The organism is Streptomyces sp. NPDC005761 (assembly GCF_040630635.1).
Taxonomy (GTDB): Bacteria; Actinomycetota; Actinomycetes; order Streptomycetales; family Streptomycetaceae; genus Streptomyces.
The window spans coordinates 245,281-268,266 of record NZ_JBEXXX010000005.1 but is presented as its reverse complement, the minus strand read 5'-3'; the positions used below and the strand labels follow the sequence as shown (position 1 = coordinate 268,266).

Here is a 22,986-nt window from a genome sequence, read left to right as displayed (position 1 = left end):
TCATACTCGCAGCCGCCCTGCGCCCCGTACATCGGTTTCCGGACCGTCCCGGCCTCGGTCCAGCGGCGTAGGACTCGGGCCCCACCCAGGCCTCAGCGCCGCAGGAGTGTCACCACCGCCGCTCCGCCGAGGCCGATGTTGTGGGCGAGTCCGGTCCGGGCGCCCGGAACCTGACGGGGCCCGGCCTCCCCCCGGAGCTGCCAGGTGAGTTCGGCGGCCTGGGCGATGCCCGTGGCGCCGAGCGGGTGCCCCTTGGAGATCAGGCCGCCGGACGGGTTGACCACCCAGCGGCCTCCGTGGGTGGTGGCGCCGGACTCGACGAGCGCCCCGGACTCGCCCTCGCCGCACAGTCCGAGCGCCTCGTAGGTGAGGAGTTCGTTGATGGAGAAGCAGTCGTGGAGTTCGATCACGTCGAGGTCGGCGGCGCCGATGCCGGCCCTCTCGTACACCTGCCGCGCCGCCTCCCGCGACATGGGCAGCCCCACCGCGTCGATACAGGTCCCGGAGGCGAAGGAGGCGTCGGTGTCGGTCGTCATGGCCTGGGCGGCGATCTCGACGGCCCGGTCACCGAGGCCGTGCCGCTCGACGAAGCGCTCCGAGACGACGACGACGGCCGCCGCCCCGTCGGAGGTCGGGGAGCACTGGAGCCGGGTGAGGGGGCGGTGGATCGGTTTGGCGGCGAGGACCTCGTCGACCGTGTACGGGTCCTGGAACTGGGCGTACGGGTTGCCGGCCGAGTGGCGGTGGTTCTTCGCGGCGACCGCGGCGAGCTGCGCCTCCGTGGTCCCGTACCGCTCCATGTGCTCCCGGGCGGCGTTGCCGAAGATCTGTGCGGTGGGCGGGGTCATCTCGAAGCCGTGGGCGGCGGCCATGATGCCGTAGTGCCGGGCCACCGGAGACGTCTTGAAGTCGCCCGCGCCGCCGTCGGCCCCGCCCCCGCCGAGCGATCCGCGCGCCATCTTCTCGAAGCCGAGGGCCAGGACGCAGTCGCTGCCGCCGCCCTCGACGAACTGGCGGGCCATCATCAGGGCGGTGGAGCCGGTGGCGCAGTTGTTGTTGACGTTGTAGACGGGCACGCCGGTCAGTCCGAGTTCGTAGACGGCGCGCTGCCCGGCGGTGGAGGGCTGGAAGCAGTAGCCGACGGCGGCCTGCTCGATGTCCTCGTACGTGACGGAGGCATCGGTGAGGGCGGCGGTACCGGCCTCCCGGACCATGTCCCAGTACTGCCAGTCGCGGGTCTCGGGCTTCTCGAACTTCGTCATTCCGACACCGACGATGTATGCCTTCATGGGGTGTTCCTTCAGTCCCGAGGGAGGCCGAGGATGCGCTCGGCGACGACATTGAGCTGAACCTGGGTGGTGCCGCCCGCGATGGTGAGGCAGCGGGACATCAGGAAGCCGTGCACCGTCCGCTCCCCCGGACCTTCGCAGACCGCCCCGTCCGGGCCGAGGAGTTCGAGGGCTAGTTCGGCGACCTTCTGCTGGTGGACGGTCTGGACGAGCTTGCGTACGGAGGCTCCCGCGCCCGGTTCCAGGCCGGAGACCTGCTGGAGCGTGGTGCGCAGCCCGATGCAGGCCAGCGCGTGGGCCTCGGCGGCCAGCGCCCCGATCCGGGTCCGGCAGGCGCCGTCGAGCCCTTCGGCGCGGTCGATCAGGGCTTCCAGACCGGTGTCGAAGGCCACCTGGTCGGCCATGTGGACGCGTTCGTTGCCCAGGGTGTTGCGGGCGACCTGCCAGCCGCCGCCGGCCTCGCCGACGAGGGCGTCGGCGGGGAGCAGGACGTCGTCGAAGTAGACCTCGTTGAAGAGGGAGTCGCCGGTGATCTCCTTCAGGGGGCGGATGTCGATGCCCTCGGTGTTCTTCATGTCGACGAGGAAGTAGCCGAGCCCCTGGTGCTTGGGTGCGTCCGGGTCGGTCCTGGCGAGCAGGATGCCGTGGTCGGCCCACTGGGCGGCGCTCGTCCACACCTTCTGGCCGTTGATCCGCCAGCCCTCGGGGGTCCGTTCGGCGCGGGTGCGCAGCGAGGCGAGGTCGGAACCGGCGCCGGGCTCGGAGAACAGCTGGCACCACAGGAGTTCGCCGCGCAGGGTGGGCAGGAGGTAGCGGTCCTGCTGCTCGGCGGTCCCGTGCGCGAGGAGGGAGGGGACCACCCAGGTGGCGATCCCGAGGTCGCTCAGCTTCACGCCCTGCTCGCGCAACTCCTGTTGGACAGCCAGCTGTTGTACGGGCCCGGCGCCGAGCCCGTACGGCTCCGGCAGGTGCGGGGCCGCGTACCCGGTGGGCGCGAGGGCGCGACGGGCGGCTCTCGGGTCGAGCCCGCGGGCGGCGGCGACGGCCTCGCGGGCCGCCGAGCGGTGCTCCGCCGCGTGCGCGGGGAGTTCCAGGGCGAGTTCGCGGCGCGCACCGCCTGCGGCCAGGCAGACTGCCCGCTGCCGGTGGTCGTCCCCGGCGCCCAGCAGTTGCCGTGCCACCAGGGCGCGGCGCAGGTACAGGTGGGCGTCGTGCTCCCAGGTGAAGCCGATGCCGCCGAGGATCTGGATGGCGTCCTTGGCGCAGCCGTACGCCGCGTCCAGGGCGGTCGCGGCGGCGAGTGCGGCGGTCAGGCCCCGTACCTCGGCCGGCGCGCCGGCCGCCCGGGCGGCGTCCCAGACCAGGGCGCGGGCCTGTTCGACGCGTACGAGCATGTCGGCGCACAGGTGCTTGACGCCCTGGAACCGTCCGATGGGGCGGCCGAACTGTTCGCGGACCTTGGCGTGTTCGGTGGCGGTGTCCAGCGAGCGGGCCGCGGTGCCGCAGGCTTCGGCGGCGAGGAGGACGGCGGCGAGGTCGCGGACGAGAGCCGAGTCGGCGCGCAGCGCGCGTGCGGCGGGGGCCAGGACCCCGTCGGCGCGGACCGCCGCGGTGGGCCGGGTGGGGTCGGCGCTCCGGTGCGGGCGCACGGTGAGGCCCTCGGTGGCGGTGTCGACGGCGAACCAGCGGGTGCCGGTGGACGAGGTGGCGGGAAACAGGAGCAGGTCGGCCTCGGCACCGGAGAGCACCGGTGGCAGTGCGCCGTCCAGGAGATGGCCGTCCTCGTGCGCGACGGCGGTGAGGGTGCCGGGGCCGAGCGCGACGGCCCCGATGCGCGTACCGGCCGCCAGGTCGAGCACCAGTTCACCGGCTCCCGAGGCGTGCAGGACGGCCGAGGCGAGGGCGCTGCCGAGGTAGGGGCCCGGCAGCGCGGCGCGGCCCGCCTCCTCGAGGACGACGGCCAGGTCGAGGAGATCGCCGCCCCCGCCTCCGTACGCCTCGGGCAGATGGATGCCCAGCAGCCCCTGCTCCGCGAGGCCGTCCCAGTACGCGGGGCGTGCGGCGGGGGCGGCAGGGGCGTCCGCGTCGAGCAGTTTGCGGATTTCCGCGGGCGGTACGGCACGTGCCAGCCATCCCCGCACGGCCAGCGCGAGCTCCCTGTGCTCTTCGGTGATTCCGATGCCCATGCGGATCCTCGCCGGTCGCAGCCACTGGAACGGCGCAAGAGTAGAACACGTTCCAATCTGACGGAAGGTCAGGCGAGCCCCCACTTGGGACCCCGCCGGTCGCCTTGACCTGTTCTTTCCCTATTCACCGGAATACCGCGGACGTACGGAAGGTTTCAACCTGCACGTACTTGGCGGTCAGCGCTGTCCGCCGCAGGGACCGCTCTCCCGCCCCACCCCTCCTCTTCTTGCCGCCCGGAGGCCGCACGCATGCCACAGACGACGCACGAGAAGCCCGCCGCGGAGCTTCCTGATCCACGGACATCGAAGGCGGGCCGCGGGATCGTCCCCGTACTCGCCTTCGCGGGCATCACCGTCGCAGTGATGCAGACCCTGCTCGTCCCCGTCATCAAGGACCTGCCCGCCCTTCTGGACACCGCCCCGTCCAACGCGACCTGGGTGATGACGGCGACCCTGCTCGCCGGAGCCGTCTCCACCCCGATCATGGGACGGCTCGGAGACCTCAACGGCAAGCGGAAGATGCTTCTGGTCAGCCTTGCCGTGATGGTGATCGGCTCGCTGATATGCGCGTTCACCGACGACCTCGTGATCATGATCGTGGGCCGTGCGCTCCAGGGCTTCGCCATGGGTGCCATCCCTCTGGGCATCGGCATCATGCGCGACGAGCTGCCGCGCGAGAAGCTCGGCTCCGCGATGGCGCTGATGAGCTCCTCGATCGGGGTGGGCGGCGGACTCGCGCTCCCCGCCGCCGCGCTGGTCGCCCAGCACGCCGACTGGCACACCCTCTTCTTCGGCTCGGCCGGTCTCGGCGTGCTCGCCATGGGGCTGACCGTGCTCGCGGTGCCGGAGACCTCACTGCGCGCACCCGGGCGGTTCGACGTCACGGGCGCGCTGGGTCTCTCGCTCGGTCTGGTCCTCTTCCTGCTGCCGATCACCAAGGGCAGTGACTGGGGCTGGACCTCGGCCACCACGCTCGGTCTGCTCGCCGCCGCCCTGCTGGTCCTCGTACTCTGGGGCGTCTTCGAGCTGCGGAGCGACGCACCGCTGGTCGACCTGCGGACCACGGCCCGGCGCGAGGTGCTGCTCACCAACCTCGCCTCGATCATGGTCGGGGTCGCCTTCTACGCCGTCTCGCTGGTCCTTCCGCAGCTGCTCCAGCTGCCGACGTCCACGGGTTACGGGCTCGGCCAGTCCATGGTGGTCGCCGGACTGTGCGTGGCCCCGCTCGGCCTGACGATGATGTTCGTCGCCCCGCTGTACGCCCGGATCTCCGCCCGGTACGGCCCCAAGGTGTCCCTGATGCTCGGCATGCTGGTCATCGCGATCGGTTACGGCGCGGGGCTCGGCCTGATGAGCGCCGCCTGGCAGACCATCGTGATCGCGGTGCTGCTCGGGGCGGGCATCGGACTCGCGTACTCCTCGCTCCCCGCGCTGATCATCGATGCGGTCGACGCCTCGGAGACGGGCGCGGCCAACGGGCTGAACACACTGATGCGCTCGATCGGCACCTCGGTGTCGAGCGCGGTGATCGGCATGGTGCTGGCCAACACCTCGGTGCAGATGGGGCCGGTCGCGGTGCCCAGCATGGAGGGTTTCCGGACCTCGTTCATGATCGCGACCGGTGCGGTGCTGGTCGGTCTCGTCCTGGCGGCGTTCCTGCCGTCGCAGCGGAAGGCCGCCGCGCCGGTGCTGCTGGCGAGCAGCGCGGCCGATGACGCCGCACGCGAGGCCGGTCGTCCGCTGCCCGCCGTCCCGCACCCTCATCTCGGCTCCGGCGCGTTCCGCGGCCGTGTACTGGAGGCGGACGGCACTCCGGTGGCCGGCGCCAATGTGACCCTGATCGACCGGCACGGCCGGCAGGCCGGCCTCACCACGACGGACGCGGAGGGCCGCTACGCGCTCGCCGCTCCCGGCCACGGCAGCTTCGTCCTGGCCGGGTCGGCCGCCGGTTACGCACCGCGGGCACGCCCCGCGTCGTATCCGGCGGACGGGCCGCGGAGCGAGACCGATCTGGTGCTGACGGTCAGCGCACCGGCGCGTCGAACCGCGGCGCGGTCGTGAGCAGATGAGAGACGTCCGTCCCCACCGGCAGTTCCTGCGGCTGCGCGCCGCGGGTGAACAGCCGGGCGGGGCGGGCGCCCTGGACGCGGGCCCGGCGCCCGTCCACCCGCAGCCATGAGCCCTCGCGCAGACCGAGCACGGGGACGTCGTTCTCCTCCAGGAACTCGGTGAGCCGCTCCTCACGGGTCTCGCCCTTGTGGGTGCTGTCCGGGTCCGGGTCCAGGTAGTGCGGGTTGATCTGGAACGGCACGAGGCCGAGCGTCTCGAAGGACGGCGGCTGCACGATCGGCATGTCGTTGGTCGTACGGAGGGTGGGCGCCGCCATGTTCGTCCCCGCACTGGCCCCCATGTACGGGAGCCCCTCGCGCACCGCCTCGATGACGGCGTCCCGCAGCCCGGTCCGGTAGAGCGCGCTCAGCAGCCGGAAGGAGTTGCCCCCGCCGATGAACACGGCGTCGGACGCGGCGAGTCCGGCGACCGGGTCGGCGTTCTCGTGGACGCCGCGGACGCTGATGCCGGCCGGTTCCAGGGCGTCCCGGACGCGAGCGGTGTACGTGGCGTAGTCGGCGAGCGCGTAGGGCACGAAGGCCAGCCGGGCGCCGGAGGGCAGGAAGCCGGCGACCGTGTCGAGGGCGTGTTCCAGGTAACCGCAGCCGTGCTGGGTGGAGTTGGAGAGCAGGAGCAGATTCACGGGGTTCCTCTTGGGGTTCTCTACGGATCAGGTCGTGCGGGTGTGGCCGGGCACCGCCCCTGTCAGGACGTACGGGTGCGGCGGGCCTTGGGCTTCGGGCGCTGTGGCGGGTGGGTGAGGCGCTTCTCCAGCAGTCCGGCGGCCTGCCGCAGTGCGTCGAGACGGTTCTCCGGCGCTCCCTCGAACCGCTCCTTCGCGCCGCCCAGGCTGAGGCTTCCGTACGGTTCGCGCCCGAGGAAGACCGGTACGGCGACGGTCGCGATGCCGGTGTCGTACTCGCCGACCGTCCAGGCGTACCCCTGGGCGCGGACCTTCAGGAGCTCCTGCTCCAGCAGGTCCGGATCGGTGACGGTCCGGTCGGTGAACCGGGCCATCGGGCGCCCCCGGAAGAGCCGGTGGCGCTGCTCGTCGGGCAGGTAGGCGTAGAACGACTTGCTGGTCGCACCGGCGTGCGCCGGGTAGAGCTCACCGACCAGCGGGTAGTAGCGCAGCGGCCCGGCCTCGCCCTCCTCGGCGGCCACGCACCGCATGTGGAAGCTGTCGGGCAGGCAGAACAGCACGGTGTCGCCGGTGACCCGGCGCAGCTCCTCCAGGACCGGCCCGGCCAGCAGTTCCAGCGAACCGGAGCGCTCCCAGAGCCTGCCCAGGCGCAGCACGGCGGGGCCGATGCGGTAGCGGCGGGTGGCCGGGTCGGAGACGAGGAAGCCGCGCCCCGCGAGGGTGGCGAGCAGCCGTTGAGCCACCGAGGTGTCCCAGCCGAACTCCTCGGCGACTTCCGTGACGCCCCAGTCGGGTCTGGTGCGCTCGAACGCGAGCAGCACGAGGAGCGCCCGGTCGACGGTTTGCAGGGCTCCGGCGGGGGTGCGCCGGTCCAGATCGAAGTCCGACATCGCGATCTCACCCTTCAGACCCTGGGGTGGGTCTGCGTACGGGGGGCGGCGTCGCGGGGCTGGGCACGCACCCAGCCCCGCTCCTTCACCCACCCCCATACACAGACCTCCCGAGTTGCAAATAACGGGAAACAGTTGCGCTCAACGCTATCCGATCCCGAATCTGCTCTCAGCACCCCGTCCGGCGTCCCACTCCCTGCCGGGCGCCGGACGGGTGTGACGGATGCGCGAGAAAGGCCCCCCATGTTGAAGTACGTACTGGACGTCGTCGGTCTTCTGGACGATCCCCAGGCCAACGGCAAGACGGTCGTCGAGTACCTCGACTCCGTGGCTGGGGCCGAGGGCTCGTCCGCACAGGTCACCACGGTCGCCGGCGAGCAGGGCTCGACGGACTTCGTGACGGTCCGCATCCCCGGCTCCCGGGGCCGTACGGCCGGGGGCGACGCCCGTACGCTCGGCGTCGTCGGCCGGCTCGGCGGCATCGGCGCCCGGCCCGAGGTGACCGGCATGGTCTCCGACGCCGACGGCGCCGCCTCGGCCGTCGCCACCGCCGCCAAACTGCTCGACATGCGCCGCCGCGGCGATGTGCTGCCCGGCGATGTGATCGTCGCCACCCACATCTGCCCGAACGCGCCGACCGAGCCGCACGACCCGGTGCCGTTCATGGGCTCGCCCGTGGACATCGCCACCATGAACCGGCACGAGGTGACCGGCGAGATGGAGGCCGTGCTCTCCATCGACACCACCAAGGGCAACCGGATCATCAACCACAAGGGTCTGGCCCTGTCGCCCACCGTCAAGGAGGGCTGGGTGCTCCGGGTCAGCGAGCAGCTGGGCGAGCTCCTGGCCGTGGTGACCGGTGAGCCCTTGGCCACGTATCCCGTGACCACACAGGACATCACGCCGTACGGTAACGGTGCACACCACATCAATTCGATCCTCCAGCCCGCCACCGCGACGGCCGCCCCCGTCGTCGGCCTGGCCATCACCTCGGCCGCCGCGGTGCCGGGCTGCGGTACCGGCGCGAGTCACGAGATCGACATCGCGTCGGCCGCCCGCTACGCCGTGGAGGTCGCCAAGGCCTACGGCGGCGGCCACCTGGACTTCCACGACGCGGTGGAGTTCGACAACCTCGTCAACCGCTACGGGTCGCTGGCACACCTGCAGACCTTCGGCCGCACACCCCAGGAGTCCTGATGGCAGCCGCCCCCCAGGCCGACGCCGTGGTCCACGAGGCCAGGAGCATCGGCAGCGACGACTACTCGCTCTCGCGCGTCCCGCGCGACAAGCGGTTCGGGTTCTGGTCCATGCTGCTCCAGTGGCTGGCCCAGTCCGGTTCGATCTCGCAGTTCACGCTGGGTGCCACCATCGGCGTCGGCATGACCTTCGGCGACGCCTTCCTCGCCTTCACGCTCGGCGCGGTGATCCTGGAGATCGTGATCTTCGCGATCGGCCTGGCCGGCATGCGTGAGGGTCTCGCGACCCCGATGCTGACCCGCTGGGTGGGCTTCGGCCGCAACGGCTCCGCGCTGGTCAGCTTCGTCATCGCGGTCAGCCTCGTCGGCTGGTTCGGCGTCCAGAACACGATCTTCGGCAACAGCGTCTCGGCGCTGGTCGGCGGGCCGTCCTGGATGTGGTGCGTGTTCGCCGGGATCGCCATCACCGCCCTGGTGATCTTCGGCTTCAAGTACATGGCGAACTTCGCGAAGATCGTCACCCCGCTGTTCTTCGCGATGGTCGCCTGGTCCGTCGTCACCACGCTCGACGACCACTCGTTCAGCGACCTGATCCACTCGCCGCCGCCCGGCGAAACGATCCCGCTGGCCGTCGCCGCCACCGCGATCGCGGGCGGCTACATGACGGGCGCGATCGTCTCCCCGGAGATGACCCGCTACAACAGGAAGGGCTCGCACGTCTTCCTGCAGAGCGCGTCCTCGATGATCCTCTCCGAGTACATCGTCGGACTGACCGGCGTGCTCCTCGGCCATCTGGTGAAGAGCAACGAGGTCTCGCACATCGTCCTCTCCACCTCCGGCGCCTTCGGCGTGATCGTGGTCCTGATGTCCACCGCCAAGATCAACGACTGGAACCTGTACGGATCCTCGCTCGGCGTCGTCAACTTCTTCCAGGTCGTCTTCGGCAAGCGCGTCCACCGCGGCGCCGTCACGATCGTCCTCGGCATCGCGGGCACCCTCCTGTCCGCGGTCGGGATCATGACCCACTTCACCGAGTTCCTCACGATCCTCGGCGTCGCCATCCCGCCGATCGGCGGCATCATCGTGGCCGAGTACTGGGTCGTGAAGAAGATGCGCAAGCCGCTGGACGACACCCGGGAGTCCGAGACGCTGCCGAAGTCCTCGCCGACCTGGGTCCCGATGTCGATCGCCATCTGGATCGCGGCCTTCTGCGTCGGCAAGTTCTACGACGGCGGCATCCCGGCCCTGAACTCGCTGGCCACCGCATTCGTCCTGTACAGCGTCCTCGGCCTGCTGGGCTGGGTGAGGCCGTACGGCACCTCCACCCTCGACGACGAGGGCTCCGAAGACAACGCGGCCCCCGCCGCCCCCGCCACCACCTCCGTGGGAGCAGCATGAGCACCACCCCCGGCCCCGCCGCCCTGGTCCCGGCCTCCGACGAGGCCCAGGCCGAGGTCGTCGACCTCTGCGCCGAACTGATCCGTTTCGACACCTCCAACCCCACGAGCAACGAGCGCGCGAGCGCCGAGTGGGTCGCGGGCCGCCTCGCCGAAGTGGGCATCGCGTCCGAGCTCATCGAGTCCGCCCCGGGCCGGGCCAGCGTCATCGCCCGGATCGCGGGCCGCGATCCGGAGCGCGGCGCCCTGCTGGTCCACGGCCATCTGGACGTGGTCCCCGCCGACGCCTCCGAGTGGCAGGTGCCGCCGTTCTCCGGCGAGATCCGGGACGGCTACCTCTGGGGCCGCGGGGCGATCGACATGAAGGACACGGTGGCCGTCATGCTGGCCACCGCCCGCCACTTCGCCCGCACCGGCACCCGGCCCTCGCGCGACCTGGTCCTCGCCTTCCTCGCCGACGAGGAGGCGGGCGGCCGATTCGGCGCCCACTGGCTCGTCGAGCACCGCCCGGAGCTGTTCGCCGGGGTCACCGAGGCGATCGGCGAGGGCGGCGGGTTCTCCTTCGCCCTCGACGACACGCGGCGCCTCTATCCGATCGAGAACGCCCAGCGCGGTATGGCCTGGATGGAGCTCACCGCGACGGGCCGGGCCGGCCACGGCTCGTCCCCCAACGACGAGAACGCGGTCACCGACCTCGCCGAATCGCTGGCCCGGATCGGCCGCGAGACCTTCCCGGTCCGGCTGATCGAACCGGTCCGCGCGCTGCTCGAGGAGGCCGCCCGGCTCTACGGCGTCGCATTCGACGAGAACGACATCGAGGGCAGCCTCGCGAGGCTCGGGCCCGTCTCCGACTTCATGCAGGTGGTGCTCCGCAACTCGGCGAACCCGACCATGTTCGACGCGGGCTACCAGACCAACGTGATCCCGGGAAAGGCCACCGCGCGTGTCGACGGCCGCTTCCTGCCCGGCCACGAGCAGGAGCTGATCGACACGATCGACAGGCTGCTGCTCCCTTCGGTCAGCCGCGAGTGGGTGAACCACGACATCGCGATGGAGACCACGTTCGACGGCCCGCTCGTCGACGCCATGTGCGACGCGGTGCGCGCCGAGGACCCGGACGGCCACCCCGTGCCGTACTGCAACCCCGGCGGTACGGACGCAAAGGCCTTCACCCACCTGGGCATCCGCTGCTTCGGCTTCAAGGGCCTCAAGCTCCCGCACGACCTGGACTACGGCCGGCTCTTCCACGGCGTGGACGAGCGCGTCCCCCTGGAGGGACTGCGCTTCGGTGTCCGCGTCATGACCCGCCTCTGGCAGAGCTGCTGAACCGTCCCTCGTACCCGCACACCCCCGCCGACCACGTCCGCGGGGGTGTGCGGCACGATGGGGCGCCGTCGAAACACCCCGCCCCACCAGGAGGAACCCGTGGCCGCCGAGCCCAAGCCGGAGATTCTCGCCGCGTTCCAGGCCGCCAAGGGCTTCATGCCGGTGGTCGAGGGACTCGCGCTGTACGCCGCCGCCGCCGAGGCGGCCGCGCTCGGTCTGCCGCTGCTGGAGGTGGGCACGTACTGCGGGCGCTCCACCATCCTGCTCGCCGACGCGGCGCGGGCGGCGGGCGTGACGGCTCTCACCGTCGACCACCACCGGGGCAGCGAGGAACAGCAGCCCGGCTGGGAGTACCACGACCCCACGGTGGTGGACCCCGAGGTGGGCCGGATGGACACGCTGCCCACGTTCCGCCGGACGCTGCACGCCGCCGGACTGGAGGAGCACGTGGTGGCGCTCGTGGGGAGGTCCCCGCAGGTGGCGGCCGTATGGGGCGGCCTTCTCGGCCTCGTCTTCATCGACGGCGGTCACACCGACGAGCACGCGAACGGCGACTACGAGGGCTGGGCCCCGCACGTCGCGGAGGGCGGGCTGCTGGTGATCCACGACGTGTTCCCGGACCCCGCGCACGGCGGCCAGGCCCCGTACCGGGTGTATCTGAGGGCGCTGGCGTCGGGGGCGTTCACCGAGATCTCCGTCACGGATTCACTGCGGGTGCTGCGGCGTACCGGGACGGGGATCTGAGCACTCCGGACACCGCGCGGGCTCCCGGATAGCATCGCCGGGTGCGTCCCTACGAGAGTGTTCCCTCCACCCGCCGCCGCCCCGCCCTGTCCGCCGCCGCGGGTCTGACCCTGCTGTGTCTGGGCGTCGCCGGCTGCGGTGGCGGCGGTGCCGCACAGGCCCGGCCGGGGAAGGGCGGCGACGCGGACCCGTCGGCCGCCTCGTCCACCCCGGCCTCCCCGGCGACCCCGTCACCGGTGCGTGCGAGCCCGTCCCCGACGAAGAAGCCCGCCTCCCCCTCGCCGTCCACGCCTCCGACCGTCTCCGGGCCGCTGTCCGGAAAAACGGTCGTCATCGACCCGGGCCACAATCCGGACAACCATCTGCACACCGCCGAGATCAACCGACAGGTGGACATCGGTACGACGCACAAGGAGTGCGACACCACCGGTACCTCCACCAACTCCGGTTACGCGGAGGCCCGGTTCACGCTCGATGTCTCGCACCGGCTGCGGGCGCTGCTCCAGGCGCAGGGCGCGAAGGTGGTCCTGACGTACGACGGCGACCGGGCGTTCGGGCCCTGTGTCGACGAGCGGGCCCGGATCGGCAACAAGGCCGGGGCGGACGCGGTCGTCTCGGTCCACGCGGACGGTTCGGCGGCCGGGAACCGCGGCTTCCATGTGATTCTTCCCGCACCGGTGCGCGGGGGCGGCGCGGACACCTCGAAGATCGTGGGCCCCTCGCGCGATCTGGGCACCCGGATCGCCGGCCTCTTCGTACGCGCCACCGGAAGTGCGCCTTCCAATTACATCGGCGGCAATACCGGTTTGGACACCCGCGACGATCTCGGCGGACTGAATTTGTCGACCGTGCCCAAAGTGTTCATCGAATGCGGCAATATGCGTGATCCGAAGGATGCCGCCCTGCTCACCAGCGCGGGCTGGCGCCAGAAGGCGGCCCAGGGCATCGCGGACGGCATCAGCAGCTACCTCAAGGGGTAGTAAGAGGTGGTTCTGCGTTGAATTCGGGAGGATGCCCGCTCAAGGACCGGGCAGGGACCCAACCCGCCCGGGCAGACGATAGATTCATCCGTACGATGGGGGGCCGCTCCCGAGCTTCGCGCCGTACCCGCCGTACCGGTGGCAGCGACGACCGCCCCGACGAGACGACCGACTAAGGACCTTCACGTGAATATCCGCTCCCTCACTCGAGGCGATGGCGTGGTGATCGGAGCAGCGGTCGTGCTGTTCATCGCCTCTTTCCTCGACTACTTCGACTACGGAAGCACCAGCGTCGACGCGCCCAACTCCTGGGACTCCCTGGGCAACGCGATCGGCGTCTACATGGTCGGGGTGATCGGTGCAGCACTGATCGTGCTGTCCCGTTCGCAGCCCCAGCCGCGCAAGGTCGCCGGTCTCGATCTCGCCCAGTTCGGTGTCGCCGCCACGGTGTTCACCGCGTGGAGCCTCTTCTGGACGATCATCGACCTCGGCCAGATCGACGCCGGCGCCGGCCTGATCCTCGGCCTGATCGCCTCCCTGGCACTGGCCGCGGGCGCGGTCGCCTCACCGCTGGTCCCGGCCCTCAAGGCCCCGCTGGCGGGTGCTCCGAAGCCGCAGGCCGTGCAGCCGCCGTACGGTGGCCAGCCGGGCCAGGGCTATGGCTACCCGGGTGCGCAGCAGCCGCCCTACGGTGGGCAGCCGCAGGGCCAGGCGCCGGCGTTCGGCGGTCAGCCGCAGCCCGGCCAGCCCGAGCCGCAGCAGGCTCAGGCCCCCGCCCAGCAGGCGGCTCCCGCCGGTGACTTCACCCCGTTCTGGTTCGCGGTGCCGGTGGCCCGTCCGCTGTACGGCGAGGACGGTTCCCCGTCCCCGATCGCCGAACTGGCGCCGGGCACCTGGTACCTCGCGATCGAGCAGCGCGGTCCGGGCCTCATCGCCCAGACGCAGGACGGCCGTCGTGGTGTCCTCCAGGACACCACGGGCATCCAGCGCGGCTGACACCACAGCACACGCACGGCCGACAGCGGCCCCCCGCCCCTTCCGGGCGGGGGGCCGCTGTCGTACCCTCCGGCCATACCTGATGCATCGTCAGAAATATGGGGAGGCAGCGGAATGCGGCTCGGACTCGCTCTCGGCTACTGGGGCCGCGGCCCGAACCCGGCCCATCTGGACCTCGCCCGCGAGGCGGAGGACCTGGGCTACGCGTCGGTATGGACGGCGGAGGCCTGGGGTTCGGACGCCTTCACCCCGCTGACGTGGATCGCCGCCCACACCTCCCGCATCCGGCTGGGCACCGCCATCGCCCAGATGGCTGCCCGCACCCCGACCGCGACCGCGATGCACGCCCTGACCCTGGACCATCTCTCCGGCGGCCGGATGATGCTCGGCCTCGGGCTGTCCGGACCGCAGGTCGTGGAGGGCTGGTACGGCCGCCCCTTTCCGAGGAGTCCGCTCACCGCGACCCGTGAGTACGTGGACGTGGTGCGTCAGGTGCTCCGCCGTGAGGCACCCGTCGCCCTGGACGGACGGTTCCACGCGCATCCGTACAACGGCCCGGACGCCACCGGCCTGGGCAAGCCGCTGAAGCCGATCACGCATCCGCTGCGCGCCGGCCTTCCGGTCCTGCTGGGTGCTGAGGGGCCGAAGAACATCGCCCAGACCACCCGGATCGCGGACGGCTGGCTGCCGCTGTACTGGTCGCCGCTGCGCACGGATGTGTACGAGGCCTCGCTGAGCGGCCTCCCCGAAGGGTTCATGATCGCTCCGATGGCCCGGGCGCACGTCTGTGACGATGTCGCGGAAGGACTGCTGCCGGTGAAGGCGATGCTCGGCTTCTACATCGGCGGCATGGGCGCCGCGGCCCGCAACTTCCACGCGGACCTGATGGCGCGGATGGGGTTCGAGGAGGAGGCGCGGCACATCCAGCGGCTCTTCCTGGAGGGGCGCAAGGAGGAGGCCGTACTGGCCGTGCCGGATGCGTTCGCCGACGAGATCTCGCTCGTCGGGCCGAGGCAACGGATCGCGGAACGGCTCGAGTTGTGGCGCAAGGGCCCGGTGACCGACCTGCTGGTGACCGCGCCGGACCCGTACACCCTGCGGGTGCTGGCGGAGCTCACCTGACGGACGGGCGGCCGGCGGCGCTCCGGACGACGGGGCGGCGAGCCATAAGCAAAAGTTGGGAACTGCCAAGAAACTAGGTCTTGGACTTCTGGTTCAGCCCTCACGAGCATGAACAGCGGACGACGGTGTCACCGAGAACGGTGCCTCCGCATCGGTCCGCCGACGGACGGCCCGGGGCAGCGCTTCCCGGCACCGGCCGCGCCGCTCGACAACCAGAAGGAACGAAGATGCCGAAGAAATGGTGGACGCTGTTGGCGGTGTGCGGCGGGACGTTCATGCTCCTGCTGGACACCACCATCGTCTACGTCGTGCTCCCCGACGTGCAGGCCGACCTGCACGCCGGCTTCGCCGATCTCCAGTGGGTGGTCGACGGATACGCGCTGGCGCTGGCGGCCCTGCTGCTGACCGGCGGAACCCTCGCGGACCGGTTCGGCCGCAAGCGCCTCTACTCGACCGGCGTCATCCTCTTCACGTTCGCCTCGCTCCTGTGCGGTCTGGCGCAGTCACCGCTGACGCTGGTACTGGCCCGGGTCCTTCAGGGCGTCGGCGGCTCCGTCATGTTCGCGACCGGCCTCGCGCTGCTCGCGGGCAGCTTCCAGGGCAAGGAACGCGGCACGGCGTTCGGTGTCTGGGGCATGGTCACCGGTCTCGCCTCCGCGATCGGCCCGGTGGCCGGGGGGCTGATCTCCAGTGGGATCAGCTGGCGGGGCATCTTCCTGGTCAACGTGCCGCTCGGCATCCTGGTCGCGCTGATCGTCGTGCTGCGGGTGGACGAGGCCAGGTCGCCGTTCGCCCGCCGGCTGGACCTGCCCGGCTTCGTGCTGCTGACCTCCGGGCTGACCACCCTCGTCTACGGGCTGATCCGCGCGGGTGAGGACGGCTGGGGCGATACCGGCGCAGTGACGTACCTCGTCGTCGGGGGTGTACTGCTGTCGGCCTTCCTCGGCGTCGAAGCACGGGTGGAGCAGCCGATGTTCGAGCTGAGGCTGTTCCGCATCCCGACCTTCGTCGGCGGGTCCGTCGCGGCGTTCGCGATGAACGGTTCGCTGTTCGCGATGTTCCTCTTCCTGGCCATCTACTTCCAGGAGGTGCTCCAGTACTCGTCCTTGGAGACCGGTGTCCGGCTGCTGGCCGCCTCGCTGTCGATGCTGGTGGCCTCACTGGTGGCAGGCCGTGTGAGCACCAGGATCCCGGCGCGCATCCTGATCGGTGCCGGGCTGCTCCTCGTCGGCGCCGGCCTGCTGCTCATGGGCGGGGTCGACGCGGACAGCGGCTGGGAGCACTTCCTGCCCGGTCTGGTGCTCGGCGGCATCGGCGCCGGCCTGGTGAACCCGCCGCTCGCCTCGACGGCCGTGGGCGTCGTGGACTTCTCCCGTTCCGGTATGGCCTCGGGTGTCAACGGCACCTTCCGCCAGCTCGGTGTGAGCGCCGGTGTCGCCGTCCTCGGCTCCACCTTCGCGGTGATCATCGGTGACCGTCTTCGTGACGGGCTGGCGGGCGTCCCCGGCGTGGGCGACCGCACCGACCGGCTCGCCGCCCTCGTGCGGGGAGGCGAGATCGACCAGGCGGCGGCGCTGGTGCCCGAGGCGCAGCGGCAGACCGTGGAGCGGCTCGCCGTGGAGGGGTACGTCGACGGCCTGAACACCCTGCTCACCCTCTCGGCGGGTCTCGCGTTCGTGGGCGGTCTGCTGTCGCTGGTGCTGATCCGGGCATCCGACTTCGAGGCCGCGCGGCAACCGCAGGCGCCCGCCGCCGAGGCCCCCGGCACCTCTGCGGTGGCTGCGGAGGGCTGACCTCGACGGGTCGGGGAGTCGGGGCCGTCGGCTCCTGGCGGCGCCGCAGGTGACCGGAGGCTACGGCCCCACCTGGCCTGCGGCGCCCCGGCCGGCCGGGGCCGGCGCCTTGTGGGCCGGTGCCCCGAAGGACTCCCGGCAGTGCACGAGCAGTTCGCGCAGGGCCGGACTCCTGGTGGGCGCGGAGACCAGACTGAGTACCGCCGCGATGTCGGCGTCGATGATGGGTACGGTACGCAACCGCGGGTGCTGCGTGAGCATGGACGCGGACAGGACCGCCACGCCCAGGCCCCGCTCCGCCAGTTGGACCACCGCACCCGGCGCGGCGGCCTGCAGAGCCACGGTGGGCGTGAGGCCGCGCGCGGCCGAGGCCTGGTCCAGTACGGCACGGATGCCGGTGCCCCGGGGGAGGCAGATGACGGGATGGACGCTCAGCTCGGCGAGCGTGACGCCGTCCTCCCCGGCGAGCGGGTGGCCGGGCGGGACCGCCGCGACGATCGCCTCGCTGATCACCTGCTGTCCGTCCAGGTCCGCCGGGGCCGGGCCGGCCGTGCCGACCAGTGCGAGGTCGACGGTCCCCTCGCGGACGTCCTCCACCAGCGCGGCGGAATCGCCCTCGACGAGACTGATCTCCACGCCGGGATGGGCCCGGTGGAAACCCGACAGCGCTTCGAAGAGCGGGGTGACCGTGCACGCCGTCACCATGCCGACCACCAGCCGGCCCCGTACCAGCCCGTTCATCTCGTCCAGCGCGTGCCGGAGCGCCTCCGCGGCGGCGAGGACAGCACGCGCGTGCTCGAAGGCCACCTCCCCCACCGCGGTCAGTGCGGCGCTGCGGCCCGACCGGTCGATGAGGGTCGCGCCGAGGTCGTTCTCCAGTTGGCGGATCTGCGCACTGATCCCTGGCTGGCTGATGTGCACGCGCTCGGCGGCCCGGGTGAAGTTGGCTTCCTCCGCCACGGCCAGAAAGTACTTCAGCTGCCTGAGTTCCATAACTTCTGATTATAGAGCCAATCGGAGCGATTGATTGGACTTCTGTCCGTAGAGCGTTGGACCATGGTGGTGCCGAATTCGCCCGCACGGAAGGAACGTTGTGCCCGAGTACGAGAAGGCCCTGGCCCCCGAGGACCTCACCCGCCTCTTCGTGGAGCGTGCCAATGCCGGGGACGCCGCCGGTCTCGCCGCGCTGTACGAGGAGGGGGCGGTGATGGCCTACCCGCCCGGCAGCACCACGGTGGGGCGCGAAGCCATTCGTGAACTGTGGGAGAAGGTGCTCGCCCACGCTCCCCACTTCGAGGCGGAGGAGCCGCTCCCGACGCTCGTCTGCGGTGACATCGCCCTGACCGCCACACCGCCGAAGGACGGCTCGGGCGCCCGGGCCCAGGTGGTCCGGCGCCAGGCCGACGGAAGCTGGCAACGCATGATCGACCAGCCGGAGTTCCGCCCGCCGGGCAGCTGACCGCTCCGGTGGCCGCCCGTGCGCGGCCACGGGGAGCGCGGGCCTCAGCCCGTGCGGTTCGCAACCGCGCCCTCGCGCGTCCAGCCCAGCAGCTCGTCCGCCGTCCACGTCGTGACGACGCGCTCCGCCGGGACGCCGCACTCCTCGGCGCGGGCGCAGCCGTAGATCTGCCAGTCGAGCTGTCCGGGCGCGTGCGCGTCGGTGTCGACGGCGAACAGCGTGCCCGCGTCCACGGCTCGGCGCAGCAGCCGCCTGGGCGGGTCGAGCCGCTCGGGCCTGCTGTTGATCTCCACCGCCGTGCCCGCCTCGGCGCAGGCGGCGAAGACCTCGTCCGCGTCGAAGCGTGACTCGGGCCGGCCCCGGCCGGTGACCAGGCGCCCGGTGCAGTGACCGAGGATGTTCGCCTGCGGGTGGCTGACGGCGGCGACCAGCCGCCGGGTCATCGGGCCGGGGTCCATCCGCAGCTTGGAGTGGACGGACACCACCACGACGTCGAGGCGTTCCAGCAGCTCCTCCTCCTGGTCGAGGGAGCCGTCGAGATGGATGTCGCACTCGATGCCGGTCAGCAGCCGGAACGGCGCCCAGCGCTCGTTGAGTTCGGCCACCTCGTCGAGCTGCTTGCGCAACCGCTCGGGGGACAGCCCGTTGGCGACCGTCAGCCGCGGCGAGTGGTCGGTGAGCACTGCCCAGTCGTGGCCGAGCTCCGCCGCCGTCCGGCCCATCTCCTCGATCGGGCTGCCGCCGTCCGACCAGTCGGAGTGCAGATGGCAGTCGCCCCGCAGCAGGCCGTGCAGCCGCTCACCGCCCTCGGCGAGCGGGCCGTTCTGCGCGGCCTCCGCCTCCAGCCGCTCCAGATAGGCGGGCGTCTGCCCGGCGACCGCTTCGCGGATCACCTGAGCGGTACGGGGGCCGATGCCCTTGACCCGTTCCAGGGAGCCGTTCGTCACCCGCTCCACGGCCTCGCCGTCGGCCATGCCCGCCACCGTGCGGGCGGCGGTGCGGAAGGCCTGGACGCGGTACGTCTCGGCTCTGCCGCGCTCCAGCAGGAAGGCGATCCGCTCCAGGGCCCGGACCGGGTCCATCGGCACCTCCTGGCAGGACGGGACGGGCGTCCCCTCCAGCTTGGCCCAGCCCCGCCCGGCCCGCACACCGGCCGCGCCGCTCCGCCGCGGCTCAGCCGAAGGAGGACCGGGCCAGCCAGAAGTCCAGCAGCTCCGCGTCACCCAGCAGCTCGACCCGGTCGCTGTCGGGAGCCAGGCGGCGGTTGAAGACCAGCATCAGTTCGGTGAGCGGCCCCCGCAGCGCCACGGTCGCCTTCCCGTGCGCGCGGCGCCACGTGAAGCCGTCCTCGCCGAACTCGATGAGCCACTCGGCATCCGGTACGTCGGTGGCGTGCAGGTGGATGGAGCGACCCTCCCCGCGCAGCTCCGCGGCCTCGGGATCACCCTCGGCCTGGGCGAAGGAGACGATCTCCAGCCACTCGTCGATCGTGTCCGCGGCCAGGCCGGGCGCCATCGTGTACGGAACCTTCGCGGCCAGGGCCGCGTCCGCCAGGTGGACGACCGTCTCCAGCGCCATCCGCCGCGCCCAGAAGCCCGCGTTGCAGTCCCGGTACCACGACCAGACCTCCGCCGCCGGGCCCGCCTCCCGCAGCGCCGCGGCGGTCCCGGCCGCCCCGTCCGCCAGCCAGGCGTCGAGCACGGCGGGGTCGTCGCCGTCGGGTGTGAACGCCGGCACCTGCTCGTCCGGGAGCTCCTCGGTGGCGCGGGTACGGATGATCTCACCGGCCCATCGGTGGGCGCCCCCGACATGGACGGCGAGGTCCCGCAGCGTCCACTCCGGGCAGGTCGGGACGGTCGCGTCGAGGTCCGCGCCGTTGATCGCCGACCTCAACTCGTCGGTCAGCAGGACGATCTCGTCGCAGTAGCGCTCATGCGCGATGGGGGTCATGCGCGCACTCTAGTGCGGCCGTCACCCGTCCCACATGCGGTTATCCGCCGAGCTGCGAGGTGGACGGCACCTTCTCCTCGACCTCGGCGCCCGCGCTCCTGCCGGCGTCCTTGATGCTGTTGATGACGCTCTCGAACGCGCCGACGTCCCCGTCGCCCGCCTCGCCCTTGCGGAGCTTGGTGGCCATGCCCTTGAGGGACTCGATGCCCGCGGTCAGCGGGGCGACGGCCTTCGACAGCAGCGGGTCGCCCTTGGCGTTGTCCGACGCGGCCTTGAGCCGGTTGTAGGCGAACCCGCCCGCGAGCCCGGCCTTGACGAGCGCGAAGGTCCGCCCGTCCGCGCCCTTCTTGAACTTCCCTGCGCGGTAAGGCTTGACGATCCACTGGTACGTCGCCCCGGCCGCGAGCCCCGCGTTGGCGACGAACCGCGTCTTGGCGAACTTCTGCGCCTCGGCCGACGACGTACCGGTGGGCGACGCCGAACTGCTCGCGCCGCTGTCTCCGTCGTCACCCCCGCACGCGGTGGTGCCCACCAGCACGGAGCAGCACAGCAGCAAAGCCACGAGCAGTCGGCGGAGCGGTACGGAGCGGGGCACGGCGGGCCTCCCTGACCGGGGACATCACGGTGGGTGCCGGGTCCCGGCACTTCCCCGCAAGGCTGCCCGCGGCGGGTCGGTGCCGCCACCCGGGACCGCCCGTCCGGGTTTCGCCCGGTGGAAACGGGCAACCCGCAATCCATGTCCTACAGCAGAGGCAAGGGAAGCAGCACCGCTGCACGTGTCATAGCCGTGGTGGCCGACATCATGGCTTTCATCATCGGCCTGTGGATCCTGATGTACCTGCTCGACGCCAACCGGGGCAACGACCTGGTGGAATTCGTGCAGCACACGGCCCGATGGCTCGCCGGCTGGTCGTACGACCTGTTCACGTTCGACGAGGCGTGGGCCAGGGTCGTCGCCGGATACGGACTCGCCGCCGTCGTGTACCTGTTCATCGGTCACGCGGTCGCCGGCCGCATCCGGCACTGAGAACGCCGAAGAGGGGGCGGGCCCGGACCCGCCCCCATGTGCCGGTCAGCCGCAGCAGTCCGGCTCCAGCCCCTTCGGCAGCCGTTCACCGCTGAAGACCGCGGTGGTCGCCTCGTCCCCCCCGAGCGCGGCCACCGCCAGCAGGAGTGATCCGGCGGTCCACGCCGTGTGCTCCTCGGGCCAGAACGCCCGGTTGCCCTCGAAGACGTACCCCGTCCAGTACATCCCGCCCCCGGCCCGCAAGTGCTGGATCGACTGGAGGATCTCCAGCGCGCGGTCGGACTCGCCCATCACCCAGAGGGCCAGGGCCAGTTCGCAGCTCTCGCCGCCGGTCACCCACGGGTTGGGCAGCACACAGCGCACACCCAGGTCCGGGACGACGAAGCGGTCCCAGCCCTCGTCGATCCGCTGCTGGGCGGCCGGTCCGCCGATCGCGCCGCCGAGGACCGGGTAGTACCAGTCCATCGAGTAGTGGCTCTTGTCGAGGAAGCGCTCCGGGTGGCTGCGGATGGCGTGCGCCAGCGCCCCGGTCGCCAACTCCCAGTCGGGCTGCGGCTCCTCACGGCGCTCGGCGATGGCGAGCGCGCAGCGCAGGGCCTGGTGGATGGAGGAGGATCCGGTCAGCAGCGCGTCCGTGACCGGGGTGCCGTCGGCCTCCTGCTTCCAGCCGATCTGTCCGCCCGGCTGCTGGAGCCGCAGGACGAACTCGACCGCGGCGAAGACCGTCGGCCACATCCGGTCGACGAACGCGTCGTCTCCGGTGGCGAGGTAGTGGTGCCAGACGCCTACGGCCACATAGGCGCAGAAGTTGGTCTCCAGGCCCCGGTCGGTCGGCTGCTTCGGGTCGCCGTCGTGGTAGGCCGCGTACCAGGAGCCGTCCTCGTTCTGGTTGCGGGCGAGCCACTCGTACGCGCGTTCCGCGGCTGCGTGCTCGCCGGCCGCGTCCAGGGCCATGGCGGCCTCGGTGTGGTCCCACGGGTCGAGGTGGTGGCCGCGGAACCACGGGATCGCGCCGTCGTCGCACTGCACGGCGAGCAGCGCGGCGACGGTCTCCGCGGCCTCCCCGGCGGTGAGCACTCCGGGCAGGACGAGGTGTTCGGTCCGCTCGGGAAGACTCACGCCCGGTCCTCGGCCGTCACGGTGGCGGGCAGGTGCGGCTTGGTCGCGTAGGCCACGAAGCTCTTGCCCACGACCGGGTTGAGGAGCTGTTCGGCGACCCGGGTGGCCATCGGCTTCTTCATGATGTCCCAGACCAGCAGCTTGTGGTACGCCCGCACCGGCAACGCCTTGTCGTTGTCGACGCCGAAGGCGCACTTGAGCCACCAGTAGGGCGAGTGCAGGGCGTGCGCGTGGTGGGTGCCGTACGGCTTGAGGCCGGCGCCGCGGATCTTGCCCAGCAGCTCGTCGGCCCGGTAGATGCGGATGTGGCCGCCCTCGACCTCGTGGTACGCGTCGGAGAGCGTCCAGCACACCTTCTCGGGGCCGTAACGCGGCACGGTGATCGCGATCCGGCCGCCGGGCTTCAGGACCCGGACCATCTCGGCGAGGACGCCCTTGTCGTCCGGGATGTGCTCCATGACTTCGGAGATGATCACGACGTCGAAGGACGCGTCGGGGAACGGCAGGTTGAGCGCGTCCCCCTCCATCGCGGTGGCGGTGGCGCCCTCGGGGGCCTCCCCGGCCTCCTTCATCGCGGCGAACCACTTCGCGACCTCGCGGATCTCCTCGCCGTTCTGGTCGAGCGCCACGACCTGGGCGCCGCGCCGGTAGCACTCGAAGGCGTGGCGTCCGGCGCCGCAGCCCAGGTCGAGCACTCGGTCGCCTGCGGCGAGCGGGAAGCGGGTGAAGTCCACGGTCAGCACGAATGCCTGCTTTCGCG

General features: G+C 71.6%; 21 protein-coding genes. 11 read left to right on the top strand and 10 right to left on the bottom strand.

The genetic code is table 11. The features are described from left to right. Positions 1–92: 92 nt before the first annotated feature. Complete coding sequence (locus ABZ434_RS07765; RefSeq protein WP_359132893.1) at positions 93–1,289, bottom strand: lipid-transfer protein; 1,197 nt, start codon at positions 1,287–1,289, stop codon at positions 93–95. Between the two features lie 11 nt (positions 1,290–1,300). Further along, positions 1,301–3,475, bottom strand: a complete 2,175-nt coding sequence (locus ABZ434_RS07760) for an acyl-CoA dehydrogenase (RefSeq protein WP_359132892.1) — start codon at positions 3,473–3,475, stop codon at positions 1,301–1,303. Positions 3,476–3,724: 249 nt separating this feature from the next. Between ABZ434_RS07760 and ABZ434_RS07755 the strand changes: the two genes are divergently transcribed. After that, positions 3,725–5,536, top strand: a complete 1,812-nt coding sequence (locus ABZ434_RS07755; RefSeq protein WP_359132891.1) for an MFS transporter — start codon at positions 3,725–3,727, stop codon at positions 5,534–5,536. Here ABZ434_RS07755 and pepE read toward each other — a convergent pair. Continuing rightward, positions 5,499–6,227, bottom strand: coding sequence for a dipeptidase PepE (gene pepE, locus ABZ434_RS07750; RefSeq protein ID WP_359132890.1), 729 nt, complete (start codon positions 6,225–6,227; stop codon positions 5,499–5,501). The two genes, ABZ434_RS07755 and pepE, sit on opposite strands and share 38 nt — an antisense overlap. A 62-nt stretch (positions 6,228–6,289) precedes the next feature. After that, complete coding sequence (locus ABZ434_RS07745; RefSeq protein ID WP_359132888.1) at positions 6,290–7,117, bottom strand: IclR family transcriptional regulator; 828 nt, start codon at positions 7,115–7,117, stop codon at positions 6,290–6,292. A gap of 243 nt (positions 7,118–7,360) precedes the next feature. On the opposite strand from ABZ434_RS07745, the gene ABZ434_RS07740 reads away from it, so the two are divergent. The 8 genes from ABZ434_RS07740 to ABZ434_RS07705 all read left to right on the top strand — a co-directional run bounded on the left by ABZ434_RS07740 (position 7,361) and on the right by ABZ434_RS07705 (position 16,671). Next, the gene (locus ABZ434_RS07740; protein ID WP_359132887.1) at positions 7,361–8,314 is read left to right on the top strand and encodes a DUF1177 domain-containing protein; all 954 of its coding nucleotides are present in this window, start codon (positions 7,361–7,363) and stop codon (positions 8,312–8,314) included. Beyond that, positions 8,314–9,711, top strand: coding sequence for a cytosine permease (locus ABZ434_RS07735; RefSeq protein ID WP_359132886.1), 1,398 nt, complete (start codon positions 8,314–8,316; stop codon positions 9,709–9,711). The genes ABZ434_RS07740 and ABZ434_RS07735 overlap by 1 nt, the downstream gene beginning before the upstream one ends. Continuing rightward, on the top strand, positions 9,708–11,036 hold the full coding sequence (locus ABZ434_RS07730; protein ID WP_359132885.1) for a M20/M25/M40 family metallo-hydrolase: 1,329 nt from the start codon (positions 9,708–9,710) through the stop codon (positions 11,034–11,036). The genes ABZ434_RS07735 and ABZ434_RS07730 overlap by 4 nt, the downstream gene beginning before the upstream one ends. A 99-nt stretch (positions 11,037–11,135) precedes the next feature. Next, positions 11,136–11,780 (top strand): class I SAM-dependent methyltransferase, encoded by a 645-nt coding sequence (locus ABZ434_RS07725; protein ID WP_359132884.1) that lies wholly within the window; start codon positions 11,136–11,138, stop codon positions 11,778–11,780. 41 nt (positions 11,781–11,821) lie between these two features. Beyond that, positions 11,822–12,760: an N-acetylmuramoyl-L-alanine amidase gene (locus ABZ434_RS07720; RefSeq protein WP_359132883.1), complete on the top strand. Its 939-nt coding sequence runs from the start codon at positions 11,822–11,824 to the stop codon at positions 12,758–12,760. A gap of 219 nt (positions 12,761–12,979) precedes the next feature. Next, on the top strand, positions 12,980–13,756 hold the full coding sequence (locus ABZ434_RS07715; RefSeq protein WP_359132882.1) for a hypothetical protein: 777 nt from the start codon (positions 12,980–12,982) through the stop codon (positions 13,754–13,756). Positions 13,757–13,870: 114 nt separating this feature from the next. Next, positions 13,871–14,878 (top strand): LLM class F420-dependent oxidoreductase, encoded by a 1,008-nt coding sequence (locus ABZ434_RS07710; protein ID WP_359132881.1) that lies wholly within the window; start codon positions 13,871–13,873, stop codon positions 14,876–14,878. Between the two features lie 227 nt (positions 14,879–15,105). Continuing rightward, positions 15,106–16,671 carry an MFS transporter gene (locus ABZ434_RS07705; RefSeq protein WP_359132880.1) on the top strand — a complete coding sequence of 522 codons (1,566 nt, stop codon included), beginning with the start codon at positions 15,106–15,108 and terminating at the stop codon, positions 16,669–16,671. Between the two features lie 60 nt (positions 16,672–16,731). On the opposite strand, the gene ABZ434_RS07700 is transcribed toward ABZ434_RS07705, so the two are convergent. Further along, the gene (locus tag ABZ434_RS07700; RefSeq protein ID WP_359132879.1) at positions 16,732–17,664 is read right to left on the bottom strand and encodes a LysR family transcriptional regulator; all 933 of its coding nucleotides are present in this window, start codon (positions 17,662–17,664) and stop codon (positions 16,732–16,734) included. Positions 17,665–17,764: 100 nt separating this feature from the next. Here ABZ434_RS07700 and ABZ434_RS07695 point away from each other — a divergent pair, with 100 nt between their 5' ends. Continuing rightward, positions 17,765–18,130: a nuclear transport factor 2 family protein gene (locus ABZ434_RS07695; RefSeq protein ID WP_359132878.1), complete on the top strand. Its 366-nt coding sequence runs from the start codon at positions 17,765–17,767 to the stop codon at positions 18,128–18,130. A 44-nt stretch (positions 18,131–18,174) separates the two neighbouring features. On the opposite strand, the gene ABZ434_RS07690 is transcribed toward ABZ434_RS07695, so the two are convergent. From ABZ434_RS07690 to ABZ434_RS07680, 3 genes are all read right to left on the bottom strand, one after another. After that, positions 18,175–19,212: a PHP domain-containing protein gene (locus tag ABZ434_RS07690; RefSeq protein WP_359132876.1), complete on the bottom strand. Its 1,038-nt coding sequence runs from the start codon at positions 19,210–19,212 to the stop codon at positions 18,175–18,177. A gap of 91 nt (positions 19,213–19,303) precedes the next feature. Further along, positions 19,304–20,080 carry a maleylpyruvate isomerase family mycothiol-dependent enzyme gene (locus ABZ434_RS07685; RefSeq protein WP_359132874.1) on the bottom strand — a complete coding sequence of 259 codons (777 nt, stop codon included), beginning with the start codon at positions 20,078–20,080 and terminating at the stop codon, positions 19,304–19,306. A gap of 40 nt (positions 20,081–20,120) precedes the next feature. Next, the gene (locus tag ABZ434_RS07680; RefSeq protein ID WP_359132873.1) at positions 20,121–20,675 is read right to left on the bottom strand and encodes a hypothetical protein; all 555 of its coding nucleotides are present in this window, start codon (positions 20,673–20,675) and stop codon (positions 20,121–20,123) included. Positions 20,676–20,816: 141 nt separating this feature from the next. On the opposite strand from ABZ434_RS07680, the gene ABZ434_RS07675 reads away from it, so the two are divergent. Then, a complete protein-coding gene (locus ABZ434_RS07675) occupies positions 20,817–21,107 on the top strand; it encodes a hypothetical protein (RefSeq protein ID WP_359132872.1) in 291 nt (96 codons plus the stop codon). Positions 21,108–21,152: 45 nt separating this feature from the next. On the opposite strand, the gene ABZ434_RS07670 is transcribed toward ABZ434_RS07675, so the two are convergent. Both ABZ434_RS07670 and ABZ434_RS07665 read right to left on the bottom strand, forming a co-directional pair. Further along, the gene (locus tag ABZ434_RS07670; protein WP_359132870.1) at positions 21,153–22,226 is read right to left on the bottom strand and encodes a prenyltransferase; all 1,074 of its coding nucleotides are present in this window, start codon (positions 22,224–22,226) and stop codon (positions 21,153–21,155) included. Further along, entirely contained in the window at positions 22,223–22,969 is a 747-nt protein-coding gene (locus ABZ434_RS07665; RefSeq protein ID WP_359132869.1) for a class I SAM-dependent methyltransferase, read from the bottom strand. Before ABZ434_RS07665 ends, ABZ434_RS07670 begins: the two co-directional genes overlap by 4 nt. Positions 22,970–22,986 lie beyond the last annotated feature (17 nt).

What these genes read in the sequence shown, in the direction of transcription:
- ABZ434_RS07730 (WP_359132885.1), top strand. Translation starts at nt 9,708, where the DNA reads ATGAGCACCACCCCCGGCCCCGCCGCCCTGGTCCCGGCCTCCGACGAG.
- ABZ434_RS07690 (WP_359132876.1), bottom strand. Translation starts at nt 19,212, where the DNA reads ATGGACCCGGTCCGGGCCCTGGAGCGGATCGCCTTCCTGCTGGAGCGC.
- ABZ434_RS07700 (WP_359132879.1), bottom strand. Translation starts at nt 17,664, where the DNA reads ATGGAACTCAGGCAGCTGAAGTACTTTCTGGCCGTGGCGGAGGAAGCC.
- ABZ434_RS07735 (WP_359132886.1), top strand. Translation starts at nt 8,314, where the DNA reads ATGGCAGCCGCCCCCCAGGCCGACGCCGTGGTCCACGAGGCCAGGAGC.
- ABZ434_RS07685 (WP_359132874.1), bottom strand. Translation starts at nt 20,080, where the DNA reads ATGACCCCCATCGCGCATGAGCGCTACTGCGACGAGATCGTCCTGCTG.
- ABZ434_RS07675 (WP_359132872.1), top strand. Translation starts at nt 20,817, where the DNA reads ATGTCCTACAGCAGAGGCAAGGGAAGCAGCACCGCTGCACGTGTCATA.
- ABZ434_RS07760 (WP_359132892.1), bottom strand. Translation starts at nt 3,475, where the DNA reads ATGGGCATCGGAATCACCGAAGAGCACAGGGAGCTCGCGCTGGCCGTG.
- ABZ434_RS07745 (WP_359132888.1), bottom strand. Translation starts at nt 7,117, where the DNA reads ATGTCGGACTTCGATCTGGACCGGCGCACCCCCGCCGGAGCCCTGCAA.
- ABZ434_RS07755 (WP_359132891.1), top strand. Translation starts at nt 3,725, where the DNA reads ATGCCACAGACGACGCACGAGAAGCCCGCCGCGGAGCTTCCTGATCCA.
- ABZ434_RS07740 (WP_359132887.1), top strand. Translation starts at nt 7,361, where the DNA reads ATGTTGAAGTACGTACTGGACGTCGTCGGTCTTCTGGACGATCCCCAG.
- ABZ434_RS07705 (WP_359132880.1), top strand. Translation starts at nt 15,106, where the DNA reads ATGCCGAAGAAATGGTGGACGCTGTTGGCGGTGTGCGGCGGGACGTTC.
- ABZ434_RS07710 (WP_359132881.1), top strand. Translation starts at nt 13,871, where the DNA reads ATGCGGCTCGGACTCGCTCTCGGCTACTGGGGCCGCGGCCCGAACCCG.
- ABZ434_RS07765 (WP_359132893.1), bottom strand. Translation starts at nt 1,289, where the DNA reads ATGAAGGCATACATCGTCGGTGTCGGAATGACGAAGTTCGAGAAGCCC.